Genomic DNA, 20,547 nt, shown 5'->3' on the forward strand with positions numbered 1-20,547 from the left:
GCTTCCCGAGTAACAGTCCTGAGCTCCTGTGGTCTTTGTCAAGTTCCTTGCCGACTGCACTCCCCTGCGTCGCGTTGGACCATCCGATGGGACGGTGTCCCGGGTCCGCAAGACCGCCTGCCAGGGTCGGCCCAGTCGCAAAGAGAGGCACATGCTCAACGTAATTCCTTGATTCTCTTTCGTCAACACTAGTGCTGATATTTTGTGCCCTTGCCCTTGCCGCTGGCAGCGGGGTCAACGTATCCGGCGCCCGGAGCGACGACGATTGCCAGCGGAACCCAGGCGCCGCCTTCTTTGCGTGGGGCTGGCGGGTCCCCGATGTGGCATCTCGAACGGTGAAAGACGTGATGGTGCGTGGACACAGCAGTGGGGCCATCGGGCCGGTGAGCTTGACCCCGATTACGGCCTTCGCCATCAGGTGCCGCCCTCACCGCCGAACTCATTGACACGCATCCCGAGGCACTGCCCAAACGCGGGCGACCATCCTCTGCGCCGGTTCCGCGGTTTCCCCACCCGACCAGGCCGACTGTCGCAGACACCCGGTCAGCTAGGACGTCGACCTCCGATCCACCACGTGTGTTTGCCCCGGCCGCCGCAGAATTCGCGTGGATTCTTCGAGCGATGTTCCGGCTGGCCACAGCCGGACACCGACTGCAACGCCCAGTTAGAGATCGGATCAGGCCCGTCAAACGATCTTTCACGGCAGCCGACCGATTCTGCTGAGCATGCCGGCGACCCTTTTGGCCGGCGACGGACCTCCCGCCCCTGGTTCGAGGGAGAACGCGATGCGCGGCCGGTCAAGACGCTGGGCGCAATAGCCGATAATCCCCACCGAAGAAGATCAGCGGACTGCGCTCATCGGCGGCCGACAGGCGCCGAACCGCTCCGACGGCCAAGAAATGGTCGCCGACGGCGGTGACATCGGTGAGGTCGCATTCAATCCAGGCCAGCGCGTCGCGTAGCAGCGGCGCGCCGCCATGGCCAGGCTCCCAATCAAGGCCAGCAAAGCGATCGGCCCCCTTCCTCCCGAAGAGCCCGCAGACCTCACTCTGATTGTGCGCCAGCACGTTCACTGCGAACGCCCCCGCGTTTTGGATGCGTGGAAACGTCGTCGAACTCTGGTCAACGAAAAAGCCGACGAGCGGCGGCTGAAGCGAGATCGACGTAAAAGAGCCGATGGCCATGCCGACCGGCTCCCCGTCAAAGGCTGTGACCGCCACCACGCCGGTGGGGAAATGACCGAGGACGCGCCGGAATTCGGACTCAGCATTGACTCCGAGCGATTCAGTGGACCAACTTGTCATGTCCTTCATGATAAGCGGGTGCGACGGCATGGTCAACGGAGTTGTTGACAACGGTCGTGTCCGCCTCGAACAGAGCGCGCTGTGGTCTGCCGTTCGCATCAGTTGGCTGGTCACCGAACTTGTAACGTCGCCCGCAGCACTTTGAACAAACGTGCCGCTAGCCGGCCACGCAGCACGAGGGTGCTGATAACGGTAGGCAGTGGCAGCGGGCGCAAGGCCTCGTCACGTCTCGATACCTCGACGTGTTGCCATCCACTCGAAGACCAATTTGCGGACGGCTGCCAACAGTCAGCGTTTAGCCGTCTCCAGCATTTCGGCGATTCCTACGAATTTGACTCGGGGCCGCGATTCCTGTGCGCCGCGCTCGCGTTCGGCGCGGTCGATGGCTCGCCAACCCCGCCAGTCCACTGGGTCGACCCCGCGCCGTCCCAGCAGTTCCTGCAGCTTCGTGCGATCGTTGGCATCGCGTGCCAGCTTGCCACTGTCGAAATCCTGCCAAATTTGGGCCACAGTCTGTTCAGCGCAGCTTCGATTCGTTCCGATCACTCCCCGCGGGCCGCGCTTGATCCAACCGGTCACATACACACCAGGCAGCGGTTCACCGTCTTCGCCAAGCACCCGGCCGGATTGGTTAGGTATCGTGCCGGTCGCCGGATCGAAAGGCAGGCCCTCGATCGCCGAGCCGCGGTAGCCGATCGAGCGCAAGACCAACGGTGTCTCGATCAATTCGCTGTCGATGTCGGGATCGCCAGGTACCAGTCCTCCTGACTCGTCGAAGCGGTTATTGACCACCCGCAGTCCAGTCACCTTGTCATCACCGACCACCTCCACTGGCGATGTGAAGTAGCGGAATATGATGCGCTTGTTGTTTGGATCCGGTGTGCGCGCAGCGTATTCACGAGCAATCTCAAGCTTGAGTAGCGCCTCAACGTTGTCGTCGGCTGCGGCGTCGAAGCCCTCAGTTTCCACGATGACATCGATCCCGGGCAGATGCCCCAATGCCGCAAACTCTCCGACCGAATAAGCGGCCTCCCGGGGGCCGCGGCGTGCCACGATCACCACTTCACGAACGTTGCTGTGCGCCAATGCCTGAACCGCATGCTCGGCAATGTCGGTCTTGGCCAGCGCCTCTTGGCCCAACAACAAGACTCGCGCCACATCCAACGCCACATTGCCGTTACCGACAATCACCGCCCGCTCCGCTGACAGGTCAAACACGTCGTCAGCATGATCGGGATGCCCGTTGTACCACGCCACGAAATCGGCGGCCGCATAACTCCCAGCCAATTGCTCACCTGGGATGCCAAGGTTCCGGCTATGTGAGGCGCCGACGGCATAGATCACCGCGTGGTGATGGGCCACCAGGTCCTCGTGGGTCAGATCACGTCCGACCTCCACGTTGAGGTGGCAACCAAACCGGGGGCTCATGAAGACGGGCTCAAAGATGTGAACCACCGACTTGGTGAGCTGGTGGTCCGGCGCTACCCCGGCCCGAATCAATCCGAACGGAGTCGGCAACCGCTCGAACAGGTCGACCTCTACGCCATCGACGCGCATCAACTCGCCGGCGGCATAGCACGCCGCCGGGCCTGCACCCACGATCGCAACGCGCAGCGACCCCGGCTCCACCGAGGCGTGATCAACACCGTGAGTCGTCGTGCTTGTCGCCAAGGGATGGCGCTCGAAGTACCTGGCATTGATGTCGCGGAACCGCTGCAATTCGGGCGGCAGATCCTCGGCGTAGTAGATCGCATCGACTGGGCACTCCTCCAAACATGCCCCGCAGTCGATGCACTCCACCGGATCGATGTAGAGCATCTCGGTATCGGTGAACTCTCCTTGACCCGCCACCGGGCGAATGCAATCCACCGGACATACCGGGACGCAACTTGCGTCTTTACAGCAATTTTGCGTAATCACGTACGCCACAATTACCCCCTAACCGCGGAGCGTCCCGATTTTGCACACGCCGCCACGCTAGGGGCGCATCATCGTCAAAGTCCTTGCACACATAACCCGTCGAGTTCGCGGCGCTTGTTTGCCGGGCTAACGCCGCACTCGATGCCAGTCGCACGTTATCCTACAACACCTATGTTGACTACTGTCCATCTCCTGGCTTCAGCTAGCAGATCGCTTAACAGATTGTCTACGACAGTGTTGACGGTTGTCGCTCACGACGATAGCGTTGGCCATAGCGTCGGATGATGCTTCGTCGAAGCCCAGATAACTGACCATTTGCCCGCGGCCGTGGGAATCGAGGGTGGAGTACCGGTAGGTTCGCTGGAGGGTGGGCGCCGGCAGGTTCCCAGCGCGAAGCCCAATGTGGCCCGGCCGAGCGACCGTGGTGTACTGCGACGGATCCGCGACTAGTTAGGAGCGACTATGCTTTTCATCGGATTTGTGACAATTGATTCGCACGATCGTCCGCGACCCGAGGTTGCGGCTAAAGCGCACAAATGGTGGAACGAGAATGAGCGCCCCAGCGGCCTCAACATCTTGGCCGCATATGGAGCCGTCGGCACAAGCACTCCTGACGTGCTCGTATTCGAAGCGGCCGATAACTACGACATCCAGAAGATGGTGGACTTTTGGGCCCCGGTCGCCATAGATGTCCATCCGGCGATCGACCTGTTGGAGCACTGGCGTGCGCACGGAATGGATGTCCCGCGTCAAGCTAGTTGACCGGATTTGGGTGGCCCCCGGCTGCCGCGCATCTGCTTCGCTATGGGGTCTGCGCAAACTGAAAAGCTAAGCGCAGACTACGATCTCGGTGGACTTCTATCCATCCCGATGGTTATGCACTGAGCAACTAATAACTAGTGCAGCCCTCGCGGTGCCGAGTGGTGCCGAAAGGCAGTCCTCGTTTCATGCGCACCCGGCGCCGGCCAGACACGGACCGTGCGACTAGCTCGGGATTGCGCAACGGGGAAACCGGGGAGTAGGCCTCGGCGCTAAAGCAGGCTCTCGTTACGATGCCACGTTCCCGTGATCCTCAGGCGGTGGTCAGGTCGAGACCCGCACGCTCCCGAAGTCGTCGACGGTCGCACGCTGTTCGTGGCGTAGCACCAGCGTGGTATCGGTGAACTCCACGATCGCGGGTCCCTCGATCGTGCCGCCGGCTACGAACGTCTCGCCGTCGTAGATCGGAGTCGGTTCACGCTCCAAGCCGCGTTCATACCAAATCACCCCGCGCTCACCCTTGCATCGGGGCGCGTTACCGCGGTGTCCATTGGTGGCGGTCGACAGGGTGAAATCGCTGACGCTGGCGCTGGCCCGAACACGCAACGCCGTCAACGTAATTCCCGCATCGGCATATCCGCTGCCTTCGCCGTACAGTCGCTCGTAATCCGACTCGAACCTCGTTGCAAGCGTTGAAACTTCCTCAGGGCCATACGAGCCAAGCGGGGCATGCACCGGCACCTGGTTGATCTGCATCGTGTAGCGGATGTCGGCGAAACGTTCCCATTTGATGTCTGAGGGCTTGATGCCTTGCGCCGACATCCTAGCCGTCGCGTTAGCCTCCAGTTCGGCCCACGACGCGTTGAGCGCATCGACGTCGAAAGGGTAGGAAAGGATCTTCGGCATTTCCTCGACCACCACCGCGTCCGAGGATCCCACGCCGAATGCTGACCAACCCGCGGCGAGGTCACTCAGCGGCACAATCACCTCTCCCATGCCCAGTTCGCGAGCCAACGCCGTGGCATGTACCGGTCCAGCACCGCCGTAGGCGTACATCCGGAATCGCCTGGGGTCGTAGCCTTGCTGCACGCTGGCCAGGCGGATCGCATCTGCCATCTGGTTGTCCACAATCCTGATCGCCGCGGCAGCGGTTTCGTCAGGGCTGAACCCCAACGGGGCTCCGGCGCGCCCGAGAGCTTCGCGGGCCGCCGCGATATCGAGCTGGATGGCGCCGCCAAGGAAGAAGTCCGGGTTGAGGTACCCCATCACGAGATTGGCATCGGTGACGGTCGGCGCGGTCCCGCCGCGACCGAACGCGACCGGGCCGGGCCGGGCGCCAGCGCTGCGGGGGCCCACCCGCAAGGTCCGGATGTCCTCATCGAAGTGGATAATGCTGCCTCCGCCTGAGCCGATCGAGCGAACATCCAGGGTAGGCACGAAGTACACGTACTGCCCGTGCCACGTAGAAGCGCGGCTCAGCGGTTCCCCACCCCGAATGACACCCACGTCAAACGTCGTACCGCCCATGTCCGCGGTGATGACATCCAACGCGTCCGTGCGCTCGCCATCGCCGGCCGCCAAACTCGCCTGGCTCAGTGCACTGGCGCCGATGAGGCCGGCCACCGGGCCCGACCCGATGGTCAACACGGGCAGGTTCCGCGCGGATACCGAATCGATCAACCCGCCGGAGCAGGTCATGATGTGCAGGGTGCCGTCGTAACCGATCGTCTGCAGGTCGCGCTCAAGCTCCGTCAAATATGCCGTCATCGCCGGCCCGGTCAGCGAATTGACGACAGTCGCCACGGTCCGCTCATATTCGCCGTTTCGGGCGATGACCTCGGAGGATACCGAGACAAATGTGCCCGGAGCGCACTCCTCGACGAGTTGGCGCACCCGGCGTTCGTGCACGGGGTTCGCCACCGACCACAGCAGTGAGATGGCGAACGCCTCGGCACCCGCGTCGCGCAGCCGCGCGATCTCGGCGCGGCAGGTTTCCTCGTCCAGCTCGACGAGCACTTGGCCGTCAAAAGCGATCCGTTCGTCGACCTCACCGACCATCGCCTTCGGAACCAGCGGTTCTGGCTTGGTGTGCGCGGCGACATGGGCGATGCCCTCCGGCGGTAGTCCCACCAGCCGAGCGCCGCCTTGCATGGCGAACAGTGAGTCGCGGTGTCCTCGAGTCGTCAGAACTCCCACGTTGGCGGTTCGACCTTCGACAAGGGCGTTGGTGCCGACGGTACATCCGTGGTAGATGCCGTGCGCTTCAGAAATAAGCTGCTCCAGCTTGATGCCGATCCGCTCGGCGGCCGAGCGCAGCGAGTCGACGAATCCGGTATGGAAATCCGGCGGTGTGGAACTGGCCTTGCCAATGGTCACCTTGCCCGCATCGTCGATGACGACGCAGTCGGTGAAGGTGCCGCCGATGTCGACACCGATTACATAAGCCATCCGATCTCCTTTTATGACAGAACTCGCTCGCCCTACCGGGCCGTTGGCCGGCGCCGGATGGGTTGTTGCTGCTCGGACCAAAACCAGCCGCGTGCGGAAAACACGGTCACACTGCGGGCGACCCGAGCCGCATTTCGTCCAGCACGGGCTCGTCGGCTCGCACGATCTCGGTGGCCATCAGCACGTGGCAGCCAGGACAGCAGAACCGTCGGAACTGGATCTCCTCGTCGAGGAAGAGGGAGGGGTCACCGACCGTCGGGATATTGGTGACATCACCAAGGTCGACCAGCAGACCCCGCTTGTAGTTGTCACCGTAGTCGCCGAGGACGAAGGTGCATCGCGAGCACGCTAGTACCCGCTGGTTTCCCTCATCACGGGCGACGACGTACTCATGCACCGCGAGCGGGTCTTCGCCGGTCGCCGCGGTGAATGAGTTCTGGGCCCCGGCATTGTCGAGTTCCGCCGCGGGTTGCCAGCGGCTGCGTTCATCGCGCATCGCCTCCCGCTGAGTCTTGGTCGCGGCGAGATCGACTGAGCCGTCTGCTGCCAGGATGACCCCGTAGACATCCTTTGCGGCCGCTGCGGACACATATCCCAGACCTACGTCCTCGGCGACACGTTCGGGTTCGCGGTCCAGGGGGTCTCCGTAGCCGCCGCCACCGCTGAAGGTGGCCTCCACGACATCTCCTGGCAGCAGCACTGTTCCGTTGGATTTGCCGCGCAGCACCAGGTCGTCGTCGGAGGCCAGTTCGCCAACGCTGACGGGCACCCGCCGGCTCGCGAACACCTCGGCCAGGTTGGTTCCCTTGCGGACCACGTAGTGGCAGGTCGGTGAGGGGTAACCGCCGAATAGGCCCATTGCGCCGTGCGTGGAGACGTCCATGCCTCCGGTGTTGGTGATTGCCGAGATTTCTCGCGCGCGATACGGAGTGAAAGCGAATTTCATTCCGACACCGCCGCGGTACCGACCAGCGCCGCTGCTGTCCTCCAGCTCTGCGCGATACAGGTAGGCGATCGGATAGAACTGCTCAATGTCTTCGATGTTGAGCAGCTTCATCAACGGACTCCACGTCGCGCCGCCGGTGTCCACCCCATCGCGCGACGAGCGCGCCCCCGAACCCATCGCCACCGCATCCATCAACGCTGTGCCGAAGTAGGTCCCGGCGTCGTCGGTGCCGGCAAGCACCAGCAACGGCCAGCCCGGTCCCGACGCCAACACGTCATGGCGAAGGTCGGGATCGCACATCAGCATCCGAGCGATGACCTGCATGATGGCGTTGGTATGCACGACAATGCTCAGCACGCCGCCGCTGACTGCGGCCGGATGATCGGCGCACGTCATGAGACCCGGCGTCGTGTGGAAATCGATCTGGCGTTCCGCGCCACCGATGGAGAACATCTGCTCATAGAGCATCGTTACCGCGACCGCTCCGAGGAACTGACCGGAAAAGGCCGCGTAGACGAAATTCAGCGGCCCCTCAACCTGCGCATCGGTGCCGATGTTGTCGATGACGATCCTGTCGCCCTGCTTGGTGAGGTTCACCTGCATCCGGTGCGTCTCACGGTCGCCCGGCATTCGTTCATCGAAATAGCGCACCTCTGACCAGCGGCCATCCGGGATTCGACGGAGCTTGTCCTGGATGGACTGCTGGGCGTTGTCCAGGATGCGCTTCATCGTGGCCTTGACGGTCGGCGCCCCGAATTGCTCGCACACCTCTTTGAGCTGTGTGGCCGCAAAGCGCACACCAGCGAGCTGGGCCCGCAGATCCAATGCGAGCAGGTCGGGCATGCGTGACTGACGGAGGTACATGGCCTCGAGGTCTTTGCGCAGCTTTCCGCGCTCGACCAGTTTGAAGGGCGTGAAGGTGATCGGGTCGCTGTAGGCGTCGGGGGCGTTTTGTGGCCAGCCTCCCGGGACGATGCCGCCCAGATCGTACTGGTGGCCGGCATTGGTGACCCACGCGAACAGCTTTCCCTCAACGAACACCGGGCAGGCGATCAACACGTCCATCTGATGGACCGCCCCGACCCAAGGGTCGGTCCCCAGGAACATGTCACCATCGTGAATGCCGGGGTCCTCGCTGTAGTTCTCCATGATGTATCGGACGGCAAGCGAGGTGCCAGCGACCAGACATTGAAGGAACGGGGCGTTCATCGCGATCTCGCCGCGCTCCGTCATCATGCACATGTTGAAGTCCAACGACTGAAAGACCGGTGAGCCCGAGATACGCGTCAGCGTCTCGCCGTGGGCCAGGTTGATGGTCCAAAGCCGGTTGCGAATGACCTCGAACGTCACCGGGTCCAGGTCATTTTCCATCTCGGTATACAACTCGAGGTCGGGCGAGACTCGCGAGATCCAGTCGTGGGCTGGGCGATACGAATGCAGCCGGCCATCCCAAAAGGTCGCGTCCCCAAACGCGTAGGCGCTGCGCTCATCGTCGGCCGCCTCAGTGCCCAGGATCCCGCCAAGCTGTTCCTTGGGTGCCGAGAGTGTCGTCATCTCTAGTCCTCTCCGCCCGACGTTGGGCGCATCTCTGGCTCGCCGAAAGCGCTGCCGCCGAGATTCGGTTATGTGCTACGACCCTATCGAAGAGTCGACCTTTCCGTCAACGTCATCGTTGAGAACGATAGCCCCGGGTAGCGGCCCCCGGGTGGCGGGCCTTGTCGATCCGAAGCAACGGCGCCCCTCGTGCCGTTTTGCCTGCCGCTGCTCACAGCGACGCCGTCGACCACCGCTGCCCCCGGCCCCCGCTTCCGCGCAGCGCTCAGACCGCACCAGAGTTGGCCAGCGGCGGGCGGCAAAAAGGCACAGACGGCCGCCGAACGCCTTGCTTGGATCGTCAACGATACAGTTGACGCTGCGCGTTGGGTCCGAATAAGCTCGCAGCGTCGGGCGTCAACGTCGGCGGCGGACCTGGAGGTCGAATATGGGCATTGACATTCGTATCGAAAAGACATTTTGCTCGCGCAGCGGCTTTTGCGAAGGCGCAGCGCCAGAAATCTTTGAACTACGTCCCGGGGAGAACTACGTTCACCTGAAGGCTGACCATGTAGACGACGAGGATGCGGTCCAGTTCGCGCGCGACGCCGCCGAGATCTGCCCCACGATGGCTATCTTGATCGAGGAGCGTTGAGCTCCTGTGGTCCAGTCGAGCTGCGCGGCGGTCGCTTACTCATCTCCGGAATACGGCAGCTGAGGTGCTGTCACGGATGGTCGGTGCGGGAGAACACCGTGGCGTCGCCGGTCTGCGGCGGGGAACACGCACAAATCATGGCGAAACGCCAACGGGCTGAGTACGCGAGGCTGCCCTTTGCAGTGCGTATCGAATGTAGGGGAGTGCACCTATGAAATTCGCGATCGGGATGATCTCCACCGACGAGGGTGCTGATCCCCGCGACATCGCGCTGGCAGTTGAAGACGCCGGCTTCGAGGCCTTGTTCCTCGGTGACCACACCCACATTCCGGTCAGCCGCGAGACCCCTTTTCCGATGCCGCCCTACGGTGAATTGCCGCGTGAGTACTACCGCTCGCGCGACCCGCTGATCACTCTTGCCGCTATCGCCTCGGTGACCTCGACGCTCAAGCTTGGCACGGGTGTGTGCCTGGTAGTCGAACGCGACCCGATTCTGATGGCAAAACAGGTTGCCACTCTCGACGACTTGGCCGACGGTCGGCTGCTGCTGGGCGTCGGCGCAGGTTGGAACCTTGAAGAGATGCGCAATCATGGCACTGACCCACAGACTCGGATAGAACTGCTCGGCGAGCGGATCGATGCGATGAAGCAGATCTGGATGCACGAAAAGGCCGAATACCATGGAAAATTCGTCGATTTCGATCCGATCTACTCCTGGCCCAAACCAGCGCAGCGTCCTCACCCACCCATCATTGTCGGTGGTGGCGGAGCAGGCGTGCTGCGGCGCGTAGTCGCCTATGGCGACGAATGGATGCCCGGCCACCAGCGTGACCTTCAAGCGCTGGCAAAGCGCATCTCGAAGCTGCAGGAGATGGCCGCCGATGCCGGGCGTGACCCCATCCCGGTTTCCATATTTCTGGCCCAACCCGAGTACGTAGAAACCTACGTTGACATGGGCGTCTCGCGGTGTGTCTTTCTTGTGCATCCGGGTCAGGGGAAAGAAGCCATCGACCAAGTTGGCGAATACGCCTCGGCTGTCGGCCTGTCCTAGAACGCGTCACCGTAGGTGACGCAGCGTGCGATCGCTTGACTAGCGAGACATTCGCGCCGGAATTGAGCGCGCCCGATCGTCCCCGGGCGCACCGGCTGAGCTAGATTCGCCCGCCGCTGGTAGAGGTCGATATCACCGGGATCGATGCGGTGGGCGTTTCATCGGCGTCCCAATGTCGACCGTTGAGGCGGTTGTCGGCGGACTGATGTACACCAGATCCATCGGTGCCTTGCAGTGAGTCGAGGATCGCGGCCTGAGCGCTTTCGGGCAGGGTATGCAGAATCTCGCGCACCCGCGCCTGGCGGCGGCCGACGGCCTTGCGCTCGGGCAACCCCGGCGACGCGACGATCTGCGGCGGCACCCCCTCGATCTCCTCCACTCCGCCGGCGTGCTGGCCGGCCTCGAGGGCGGCCTGCTCTTCGGCCATCGTCGCCTCGTCCTTCTCCTCGGACATGCCGATCGGGCCGATGCGGCGGCCATTGAGGAACTGTCGCACGACCGGCTCGTCGCTGGTCAGCAGCACCTCACGCGGGCCGAACATGGCCAGCTTGCGCCGAAAGAGCATGCCGATGTTGTCCGGCACGGTGCGGGCGATGTTGATGTTGTGCGTGACGATGAGGACGGTGGCGTCGATCTGGGCGTTGATGTCGAGGATCAGCTGGCTCAGATAGGCGGTGCGGACCGGGTCCAGACCGGAGTCGGGCTCGTCGCAGAGGATGATCTGCGGGTCCATCACCAGGGCGCGGGCCAGGCTGGCGCGCTTGCGCATACCGCCGGAGATCTCGCCGGGGAACTTATTCTCGTCGCCCCCCAGACCCACCACGGTCAGCTTCTCCATGACGATGTCACGGATCTCGCGTTCCTTCTTCTTCGTGTGTTCGCGTAGCGGGAACGCCGTGTTGTCGAACAGGTTCATCGAGCCGTAAAGCGCGCCGTCCTGGAACATGACGCCGAATAAGGTGCGGATCTCGTAGAGCTTCTTGGCTGGGCATCTCAGGATGTCGGTGCCGTCGATGAGGACCGAACCGCGCTCGGGCCGCAGTAGAGCGATCAGGGACTTCAGGAACACCGATTTGCCGGTACCCGACGGCCCCAGCAGGACGCTGACCTCCCCGGCAGGGATCTCCAACGTCACGTCTTCCCAAATCCTCGAGGTCCCGAAGGATTTGGTCAGTCCGTCAACCTGGATAGCGATGCCCATGTGAAACGCCCTCCCTTTTGGTGAACCAAGCGCCAGCGCCACGCCGGCGCCGATTCCCGTCCGCGACCACTGCGGAACGAAAAGGCTCGGTCAGCTCATCACCACGTCCCTTGCTGCTGTCCGCCCGGACCGGCCGACACCCCTGCCGCTCTTAGTGCGTCGCCGCTCGGAATTTCACTGGCAGCGAGGAGATTCCGTGGAAGACGTAGCTCCGGTCGTAGACGGGCACGAAGTCAGGATCTTGCAGCTCGAGGTCATCAAGACGATCGAAAAGGACTTCGAAAGCGATCCGCGACACGCTACGAGCCAGCGGTGAACCCAAGCAGGTATGCGGGCCATGGCCGAATGCCTGATGAGGTCGGACTCGCGTACGCAATGGGTTGTAGATCTCCGGCTGGTCGAATACGCGCTCATCGCGGTTACCCGACGCCCAGACCACCCACACGTATGCGCCCTTGGGGATCTTCACTCCCCCGAGTTCGGTGTCCTCGGTGGCCACCCGGAACGTTCCCTGCACCGGCGACTCGACGCGCAAGGTCTCCTCGAGGTAGGCAGGCAGGTCGCCATAGCTTCGGCGCAGGTGGTCTTGGAGGCTCTTGTCACGGCACAACATCAACGCAAAGTTGGTCATGTGCTTGGTCGTCGTGTCAGATCCTGCGCCGATCAGCTGAACGCACAGCCCGATCGTCTGGTTGAGCGTGAGGGGGGCCTCGTCCTCCTTGGTGGCCTTCGCGATTGCGGTGAACAGATCGTCTTTCGGGTTCTTTGCGCGGTCGGCCAGTTCTGCTTCGCAGAACTCCCAGAACTCGATTTGCTCATAGACGTTTGCCAATAGGGCCTCGTCGGTCATCGTCGCACCAATCGCGGCGTTAAGCGCCTTGGCCCACCGGTGGAAGTCTTTGCTCCGTTCAACGGGGACACCCATCAACGTCGCCAGTGCATGGATTGGTGCAGGTGTGCAGTAGGCCGGAACAAGGTCAACCTGGCCATCGTCGATGAAGTCATCGATCAAACTGTTGCACGCTGCCCGAACATCCGGCTCGATACGTGCGACTGCGCGTGGAGTCAGGGCCCGGTTCAAGATCCGACGATGCCTGGTGTGCTCCGGAGGATCTTGAGTGAGTAGTACCTGCCCCTTGCTCAGGGCGACGAACGCCAGCTCGACCACGTCGGGCGGAAGGTCCTTCAACACCCTCGGGAGGTTGCCCATCGCCTCAATGACGGTGGGGCCCATCGGGTTTTGGTTCGAGAACAGTTGCGGCTGCGTCGTGACCCGCTCGATATCAGCGTGTCGCGTTACGACGTAGACGTCGTGCAGTGGATCGTGGAACACCGGCGCGGTGTCTCGAAGCTCGGCGTAACTCGCATAAGGGCAGCGAATCGCGTCTTGCTCCTGCTCAAAGAGCGGCGTCAGCGGTGTTGACTGCGTCGTCATCCACACAACCCTTCCAAATTAATAAACAATACTGTTGATGAGGCTAGCAACCGTCGCGCTCGCAGGCAATGGTCGTTGTCTGCGACGCCGCGTGGACGGGGTCGCGGAGTTGGTGATGGACCGCAGAACGGGACACCGGTGAGGGGGCGGTCAAGACTGCGGCCCCACCGGCGACCCGGGCCGGCGGTACTGGTTTTCCGTCTGCTTTTCCGTCTGGCGGGTTTGGTAGCGATCGGCCAGCAGGCGCGCGTCAGCCGAGCATGGCCGCATGTTGGTCACCGGCATTGAGTCGTGTCGAACGCAGCCCCGGTGCCCTTGACCCGCTCGTCAAGACTGACCCCTGGGACTAGTTCTCGCACGATCGGTGCGCGGTCATGCCTTGCAATGTCAATGACCGCGAGGTAGGTGATGATGCGATCCACGACAGCTTTGCCGGTGGGCGGCAGGGCGCAGGACGGGACGACCTTGGGATTGCGCTCATCGCCGTAAGCTGCCCCTAACCTCCGCCTCGAATACGCCCACGCCACAAAGCAATTGGGCCTATTCGGCGCGTCTGCGCCGACCGTGGCGCAGAGGGACAGGTCCGGCCGTCCAGAGCGCGGGCGATGGTTCACCTGGCGCTTCTCGAACCGGTGGGACATGGCCCACACCACTGGCGGCGCGGAAGGTGGCCGCGGCCGCTTTAGTGACGGCCATGTCAGAAAACTTGCGTTCTTGACAAGGCGGACCTTCCCGAGGGTGGATGCGATTCGGTCTGGTGTCGACGCCATGCGGGTCCGTGGCCGGGTTCGCACAGTGTGCAGAGCATCATCGGTTCCTAGGAAAAAACTTTCCCTTGTCGGCACCGGTCGCGAAATGACATCTTGACGTATGCCCAGCCGACAGGTGAGCCAGAACACACTCAATGAGCTCGGGGAGTTCCTGAAAGCCAGACGAGCTGAGCTGACGCCGCACGAGGTCGGGTTACCCGATCGGGGATCCCCACGACGGCTCAAAGGGCTGCGCCGCGAAGAGGTCGCCCTGCTCGCCTCGATCAGCACCGACTACTACGCGCGCCTCGAGCAGGGACGCGTCCAAGCATCCGCAGCCGTCTTGGCCGGGCTGGCGCGGGCTTTGCGCCTCGGCGAAGACGAACGTGACTACCTGACAGGACTAGCCGGCAAGAGTCCTGCCCGGCCGCGTCGGCGCGCAGCTCAAGCCGTCCGTCCCTCGTTGCATCGCATTCTGGACCAGTTGACAGACAGCCCCGCCGTGCTCCTCGGCCGCCGCTTGGACATTTTGGCCTGGAACCCGCTGGCCGCCGCACTGCTCACCGACTTTTCGAAAATTCCGGAGAGCCAGCGCAACTACGTGCGCCTGCTATTCACCGATCCCCAGGTGCGCGGCGCGCTTGCCGACTGGGAGCAGATCGCGCGCATGAGCGTTGACTTCCTGCGCATGCAGACTACCGAGTATCTCGATGACCCTCGCCTAGCCAAGCTTGTCGGCGATCTTTCACTAAAGGATGCAGACTTTCGCCAGTGGTGGGCCGCCCGCCACGTTGTCAGTGCAACTACGGGCACCAAGACCTTGCGCCATCCGGTCGCCGGCGAGATCATCGTCGACTGGGAACTCCTCGCCTGCGCGACAAACCCGGAGCAGCAGCTGCTCGTCATGACCGCCGAACCCGACTCCCCGTCTCACCAGTCGCTTCGATTCCTCGCTTCCTGGGCCGCTCAACATGGTCAGGGAGCCGAAAGCTCAACCCACGGTCTAATTCGATGACGCCTGGACCCACGCCAGGTCAACGGGTGCTTTGCGCGAATTCGACGGTATCGGGGCTATCCACTGTGTTCTGCCGATACCGCTCGCAGAGGTCGGCTCAAATCAGCGATTGCCTGGTTCACGCCACCCGAACCGAGACAATGTTCGAGGCATTGTCTGCCGATTTCCCTACTTCCCAAGGCTTCACGTGCAAGCCGTGACCACGCCCGGACAACGGCGGCTGCATCACTCCGTGAATGCCAGGACAACAGTCCCAGGCGGCAACATGCCCCTTCTGGTCAACAGCAGGTGGGGCCAACGGAAACGAGTTTCGCGCGATCTCTTCTGCGTGAGCAGGCAACGAGAGGACGAAGGATGACGGATGCGACCCATGTCGGATCGGCGGTGCAGGATCTGCTGGAACGGATTGACGCCCAGGACCCGTTCGATTATCAGCTCGAGGATGTCTACGGGTTGCAGTTCGCGGCGGCCAACGAGCGCCTCGCGTCGGCGCGTTCGGTGATGCCGCTCGTGGATCGAAGAGCATCTGATTGCGGGATCACCCGAATCGACGCGGTTCACGACATCATCCCGCTGCTTTTCTCCGATGCGACGTACAAGAGCTATCCGGAATCCTTTCTTGCACAAGGCCGTTGGAAGGCACTCGCGACTTGGTTAGATGCCTTGTCGACGAAGTCCGGCGCGGCAGACGTAGATTTCTCTGGTGTCGACAACCTCGATGGCTGGCTCACCCGCCTGCGCGAGGCAGGCCACTACGTGTACGTGTCCACCGGCACGTCGGGCCGGTGCTCAATCTTTCAAGTTGACGAGGTCGACCGTGACCGTGACGTCCGCAATTTCGCGGCTCTGTGGCGCTGGGCGGGCCTTGAGCCCAACGCCAATCACCCGGTAATCATGTTGGTGCCCAAGCGGGGTTTTCACCGAATGATGGATAGCTTCGGGCGCCAGGCGGTGGCATTCGGGCGCCAGGGGGCGGTGTTCTACCTGGGCGACGAGGGGGTGCCCGTCAGCGAGATGAACGCAATTGGACGTCTACGGCGCGAGATGGCCGCCGGGGCCGCGCCACCGAGTGAGGTGGAGAAATTCGAGCGGCGGGCGGCGCAGCGGCAGGCGGCAATGGGAGCACAGATCGCCGACCTGACCGACGCTGTGATTCGGCATTCGCGCGAGCCGATCATGTTCATCGGTGTGTGGACGACGCTGTTCTTCCTGTTGCAGGCAGCCAAGCAACGGGGCTGGGACGGTGGCGTTCATCCGGATTCGGTGGTGCTATCGGGGGGCGGCAGAAAGGGTGTGGACGTCCCCGATGACTACCAGGATCAAGTTCGTACCGCGCTGGGCATTCCCGGCTCGCGATACTTCGAGCTCTACGGGATGTCAGAGTTGTTGAGCATCTACCCGAGGTGTACGGCAGGGCGCTATCACTTGCCGCCGTGGGTGATCGCGATGGTCCTCGACGACGAAGGCGAGAACCTGATCGCACCCCAAGCCGGGCGCGCAGAAGGACGACTGGCTTTCTTCGACCTGTCGCTCGAGGGGCATTGGGGCGCCCTGGTCAGCGGCGATCGGGGGGTCGTCAACCTCGCCGGTTGCCCGTGCGGCCGCCCGAGTCCGGCGGTTGAGGAGGGCGTGACACGGTACGCCGACCTGCCCGGAGGTGACGACAAGGTCTCCTGCGCAGGGACGATCGACGCCTATCTGCGCGGGATGCTTGACGGGATGGACCAGTGACCGTCACCGCCGCGATCCGCATTCCACACATCGTTCAAGGAACCGTGCGCTTTGGGGACGCCGTCGAGCATTCCAGCCGGATCGGCGAACGCGTCCTCACCCCACGGCTGGACCTCGACGAGCTCGTCGTGCCACGTTCGACGCCGGGCCCCGCGTTCGACGTGCCGATTAACGAGGTGCTGCAGTTCCTCGGTGAGACCGGCCGCCAGCTCGACTACGACACCAATCCTTACCTGGCCGAAGCAGCAGAGATGATGAGCGGGGTCAGCCCCCACAGTCGGCGGATCATCGAGCACTCCTACCGCGAGCTGGCAGAGATGTTTGAGCCCGAGGCGCTGGGCTACCAGATCGAACGCGAATTGGGATCAGCAGTCTTGGATGGTTGGGTGCCGGTTCATCGGCCGGGATTGCCCCCAGCCCGCATCCGGGCATTCCCGCCGCGGCTGCTGCACGTCATGCCGGGAAACGGTCCGGGCGGGGCGGCGATGAGCATCATCCGGGGTGCGCTGACCAAAGGCATCAACCTGCTCAAGCTGCCGTCGAACGATCTGTGCACCGCGACGGCAATTCTGCGGACGATGATCGCGATCGATCCGGATCACCCTGTCGTGCGGTCGTTTTCGGCGGTGTATTGGCGGGGGGGAGACGCATCGGTCGACAGTCTGCTGCTACGCCCCCAATACTTCGACAAGGTCGTGGCGTGGGGCGGCGAAAACACAATCCGGCATATCGTCGGATACCTCGGGCCGGGACTTGAGCTCGTCGCATTCGATCCGAAGGCGTCGATCTCAATGATCGGTCGCGAAGCATTCACCGACGAGCAGACACTGGCGCGGGTAGTTGAGCTGGCGGCTACCGACGTCACCGTGATGAACCAGGAAGCCTGCGTTGCCAGCCGTTACCAATTCATCGAGGGCTCACTCGCCGAGATCGACACCTACTGCGAGATGCTCGCGGCGGCCCTAGCCGCGGACCGCGCATGGTCCGACGCGCAGATCTGGAAGCCGGACCGCCAGATCCGCGACAGCGTAGAGGTTTTCGAGATGCTGGAGTCGCATCGCGTCTGGGGCAAGTGCGACGGCCGTGGTTTAGTGCTCCGCTCTGACGAGCCGGTCGATTTCCATCCCAGCGCCAAGACCGTCAACGTCGTGCCGGTCGGCCGGCTCGAGGATGCCACCCACCGGGCGACGGTGGCGACGCAGACCGTTGGCGTCTACCCGACTACGCGCAAGGTGCAGCTGCGCAATGCCCTGGCTTGCGCGGGGGTACAGCGGGTGGTCGATCTCGGCAACGCGATGGGTCTTGTCGCCAACCATGGGCTGCCACATGACGGATTCTTCCCGTTGCAACGAATGGTCCGCTGGGTCAGCGATGAAGACCTGTGAGCGCGCGATGAACTTATCGATTCCACCGACCGGAGTGGGAGAGTGCGCGTGAGATCAGACTGGTGCTCGGATCGCATCGGGGATCAAAGCGGTAAGACGGCACTGATCACCGGCGCCAACAGCGGTGTGGGGCTGCAAGTAGCGATCGGCTTGGCGCGCAAGGGCGCACGGGTGCTCATGGGCTGTCGCAACCACGAGCGCGCCGTCGCCGCGCTTGCCGAGATTCGTGCCGCCGCCCGCAGCGGTCCTCAACCCGAAATTGTGCCCCTCGATCTCGCAGACCTTCGGTCGATCGCATCCGCGGCGGCGGTAGTCGACCAGCTGACCGATCGTCTGGACATCTTGGTCAATAACGCGGGAGTGATGCTGGCACCCAACCAGCCCACGGTCGACGGGTTCGAACCTCACCTGGGCATCAACTTGCTCGGCCATTTCGCGCTGACCGGCCGCCTGCTCGAGTCGTTGCTCCGTGCACCACAAGCCCGCGTGATCACCACCGGATCGGTGGCGGCGCGTATTCCCGGCACCAGGATGCGCTGGGAAGACCTCAACTGGCAGAGTACGCAATTCCGGCCGCTGGCAGCTTATGCCCAGTCCAAACTGGCGTGCCTGCTGTTCGCGACCGAGCTGGCCCGGCGAGCCGCGGCGGCTGGAACAAGCTTGGTATCTGTTGCCGCCCACCCGGGCGGCGCCCACACCGGCCTGATGCGACACAACCGCGCCTACGCGCTCGCCACCGCCACGGTGCTGCGCCCGCTTCTGCACAGCGCGCCGATGGGCGCGCTGCCCACGCTTTATGCAGCCACCCATCCCGGGCTCGTCGGCGGCGAATACATCGGGCCGGACGGGCCGCTTGGCTTGTCGGGTCGCCCCCACCGGATCGCGCTTTCACGAGCGGAGCGCAACGCCGTGGCCGGTCAACGGCTCTGGGAGTTGACCGAGGCGGCGACGAGCGTGCGTTACCCGTGGCCAATGATCCAAGTTTCGGAAGGACAGAGCTGACCATGAGCCAGGCCCAGGAAGTGGTGGCGCGGCTGCAGGCATTCGTTGCCGCCCAGGAGCCCGCGATGGCGGGAGCCGAAATCATCGACTACGACCCGATCCCCGGCCGCTACAGCAAGGTGATGGCACGGTTCGAGGTTGACGTTCAAGGTCGACGCCAGAGCTTTGTGTCCAGGGCCGATGCGCCACCAGGCCAGTCGTTCTTCCAGACCGATCTCACCGCAGAGTGGCAGCTCCTGTCAGCCTTGACCGGCCTTGGTTCTGTCCCCATGCCCGCGGCGCGCTGGTTCGATCATGACGGCAGCGCTCTTGGCTCAAAGACGGTCATCCTCGATCACCATGCCGGAGCCAAGCTGACGTCCGTCCTGAGTGACGGCGGCCAGGATCACCAGCAGCTGGCGGGTCGGCTGGCCGAGGCCGCGGCCGCCGTGAGTGCTGTCGAACTCGATGCGTTGCCGAACGCGATGACGCGCCCCCAGGATTGGGATGCGTGGCTGGGCGGGCGCATCGAGCAGTTTCGCCGCAGCGAGAAAGCGTTGCGACAATCCGATCCAGTAATCCGATATGTGGCGGCTTGGCTCGACGCTCACCGACCGCCGCCGGTGCCGCTCGCGCTGGTCCACGGCGACCTCAATCCGACCAATATCCTGGTCGCCGAGGACGGCTCGTTGAGCTTGCTGGACTGGGAATTTGCCCACATCGGCGATCCGCGCGAGGACCTCGGAATGCTCAAGTTCGGCGGTCTTTTCACCCCGCCCGATCTGTTCGCGAGCGCAGGCGAACACTTGTTGGGGCGCTACCGCGAACTCACCGGTCTCAGCGAGGAACAGCTGAACCCTTCAGTGGTGGCCTACTTCGCCATCCTCAGCTCGATCGAACCGGTCGCCGGGCTGATCACGCAGCTCGCCGACTACGTGTCAGGAGCCACTGACAAGGTGATGATGGCCTACAGCTCGGTACTGATTTCGATGGTTCATCAGGCCTATATGGGTCTGGTCGCTGAGGCCGCCGTGCGACTCGAGGGTCGCGTCGAGACAGGAGTGACACAGCGATGATTATCGAACCATCCGTCGGTCAGATGCTCAGAACGGTGCGCCGCGAACTCTTGGAAACCGTTGCGCCTCAGGTAACCGACGAGTCGGTCGCAATAACCATCGGCATGATGGGAACTATTCTGCATGTGGCCGCCGAGCGTGCCGATCGCGAGCTCACCTGGCTGCGCGCGGAGTCCGAGGAGATCGAGAACCTCGTCGCCAGCGCACTTGCCGGCGGCACCGATGATCCGGCCCTGGCCGCGGCGCATCAGCAGTACCTCGCCGGCAAGCGTGACGGGGACACTCCGCACGACATCCAGGGCGCCTACAACCAAGCCAGCGAGATGCTGTCGTGCTTGCTGGAGGCCAGCCTGAGGAC

15 protein-coding genes are annotated in these 20,547 nt (G+C 63.2%); 9 read left to right on the forward strand and 6 right to left on the reverse strand.

The window, feature by feature from the left end; all coding sequences use genetic code 11:
- Positions 1 to 797 precede the first annotated feature (797 nt).
- On the reverse strand, positions 798 to 1,304 hold the full coding sequence (locus A5695_RS10875; protein ID WP_068081006.1) for a flavin reductase family protein: 507 nt from the start codon (positions 1,302 to 1,304) through the stop codon (positions 798 to 800).
- 288 nt (positions 1,305 to 1,592) lie between these two features.
- Positions 1,593 to 3,233, reverse strand: a complete 1,641-nt coding sequence (locus tag A5695_RS10880; protein ID WP_068080926.1) for a 4Fe-4S binding protein — start codon at positions 3,231 to 3,233, stop codon at positions 1,593 to 1,595.
- A gap of 453 nt (positions 3,234 to 3,686) precedes the next feature.
- Between A5695_RS10880 and A5695_RS28435 the strand changes: the two genes are divergently transcribed.
- The gene (locus tag A5695_RS28435) at positions 3,687 to 3,986 is read left to right on the forward strand and encodes a DUF3303 family protein (RefSeq protein ID WP_156749567.1); all 300 of its coding nucleotides are present in this window, start codon (positions 3,687 to 3,689) and stop codon (positions 3,984 to 3,986) included.
- 321 nt (positions 3,987 to 4,307) lie between these two features.
- On the opposite strand, the gene A5695_RS10885 is transcribed toward A5695_RS28435, so the two are convergent.
- Both A5695_RS10885 and A5695_RS10890 read right to left on the reverse strand, forming a co-directional pair.
- On the reverse strand, positions 4,308 to 6,431 hold the full coding sequence (locus A5695_RS10885; protein WP_068080929.1) for a hydantoinase/oxoprolinase family protein: 2,124 nt from the start codon (positions 6,429 to 6,431) through the stop codon (positions 4,308 to 4,310).
- Positions 6,432 to 6,537: 106 nt separating this feature from the next.
- The gene (locus A5695_RS10890; protein ID WP_068080934.1) at positions 6,538 to 8,931 is read right to left on the reverse strand and encodes a hydantoinase B/oxoprolinase family protein; all 2,394 of its coding nucleotides are present in this window, start codon (positions 8,929 to 8,931) and stop codon (positions 6,538 to 6,540) included.
- A gap of 427 nt (positions 8,932 to 9,358) precedes the next feature.
- Between A5695_RS10890 and A5695_RS10895 the strand changes: the two genes are divergently transcribed.
- Both A5695_RS10895 and A5695_RS10900 read left to right on the forward strand, forming a co-directional pair.
- On the forward strand, positions 9,359 to 9,565 hold the full coding sequence (locus tag A5695_RS10895) for a ferredoxin (RefSeq protein ID WP_068080935.1): 207 nt from the start codon (positions 9,359 to 9,361) through the stop codon (positions 9,563 to 9,565).
- A 211-nt stretch (positions 9,566 to 9,776) separates the two neighbouring features.
- Entirely contained in the window at positions 9,777 to 10,616 is an 840-nt protein-coding gene (locus tag A5695_RS10900) for an LLM class F420-dependent oxidoreductase (protein ID WP_068080938.1), read from the forward strand.
- Between the two features lie 100 nt (positions 10,617 to 10,716).
- Here A5695_RS10900 and A5695_RS10905 read toward each other — a convergent pair whose 3' ends face one another.
- Together A5695_RS10905 and A5695_RS10910 are read right to left on the reverse strand one after the other, a co-directional pair.
- Positions 10,717 to 11,817, reverse strand: coding sequence for an ABC transporter ATP-binding protein (locus tag A5695_RS10905; RefSeq protein WP_068080949.1), 1,101 nt, complete (start codon positions 11,815 to 11,817; stop codon positions 10,717 to 10,719).
- Positions 11,818 to 11,968: 151 nt separating this feature from the next.
- The gene (locus A5695_RS10910) at positions 11,969 to 13,252 is read right to left on the reverse strand and encodes a cytochrome P450 (protein ID WP_068080958.1); all 1,284 of its coding nucleotides are present in this window, start codon (positions 13,250 to 13,252) and stop codon (positions 11,969 to 11,971) included.
- Positions 13,253 to 14,137: 885 nt separating this feature from the next.
- Here A5695_RS10910 and A5695_RS10915 point away from each other — a divergent pair.
- The 6 genes from A5695_RS10915 to A5695_RS10940 form a co-directional block, all read left to right on the forward strand.
- Positions 14,138 to 15,016 carry a helix-turn-helix domain-containing protein gene (locus A5695_RS10915; RefSeq protein WP_068081010.1) on the forward strand — a complete coding sequence of 293 codons (879 nt, stop codon included), beginning with the start codon at positions 14,138 to 14,140 and terminating at the stop codon, positions 15,014 to 15,016.
- Positions 15,017 to 15,370: 354 nt separating this feature from the next.
- Positions 15,371 to 16,747: a hypothetical protein gene (locus A5695_RS10920; protein ID WP_068080962.1), complete on the forward strand. Its 1,377-nt coding sequence runs from the start codon at positions 15,371 to 15,373 to the stop codon at positions 16,745 to 16,747.
- Positions 16,744 to 18,132 (forward strand): acyl-CoA reductase, encoded by a 1,389-nt coding sequence (locus A5695_RS10925; RefSeq protein ID WP_068080968.1) that lies wholly within the window; start codon positions 16,744 to 16,746, stop codon positions 18,130 to 18,132. Before A5695_RS10920 ends, A5695_RS10925 begins: the two co-directional genes overlap by 4 nt.
- Before the next feature lie 48 nt (positions 18,133 to 18,180).
- Positions 18,181 to 19,134: an oxidoreductase gene (locus A5695_RS10930; RefSeq protein WP_082946004.1), complete on the forward strand. Its 954-nt coding sequence runs from the start codon at positions 18,181 to 18,183 to the stop codon at positions 19,132 to 19,134.
- 2 nt (positions 19,135 to 19,136) lie between these two features.
- Complete coding sequence (locus A5695_RS10935) at positions 19,137 to 20,189, forward strand: phosphotransferase family protein (protein ID WP_068080972.1); 1,053 nt, start codon at positions 19,137 to 19,139, stop codon at positions 20,187 to 20,189.
- Positions 20,186 to 20,547: hypothetical protein (locus A5695_RS10940; protein ID WP_156749568.1), on the forward strand; the 362-nt coding region annotated here is incomplete at its 3' end. The genes A5695_RS10935 and A5695_RS10940, both read left to right, overlap by 4 nt.

The organism is Mycobacterium sp. E1747 (assembly GCF_001667775.1).
Taxonomy (GTDB): Bacteria; Actinomycetota; Actinomycetes; order Mycobacteriales; family Mycobacteriaceae; genus Mycobacterium.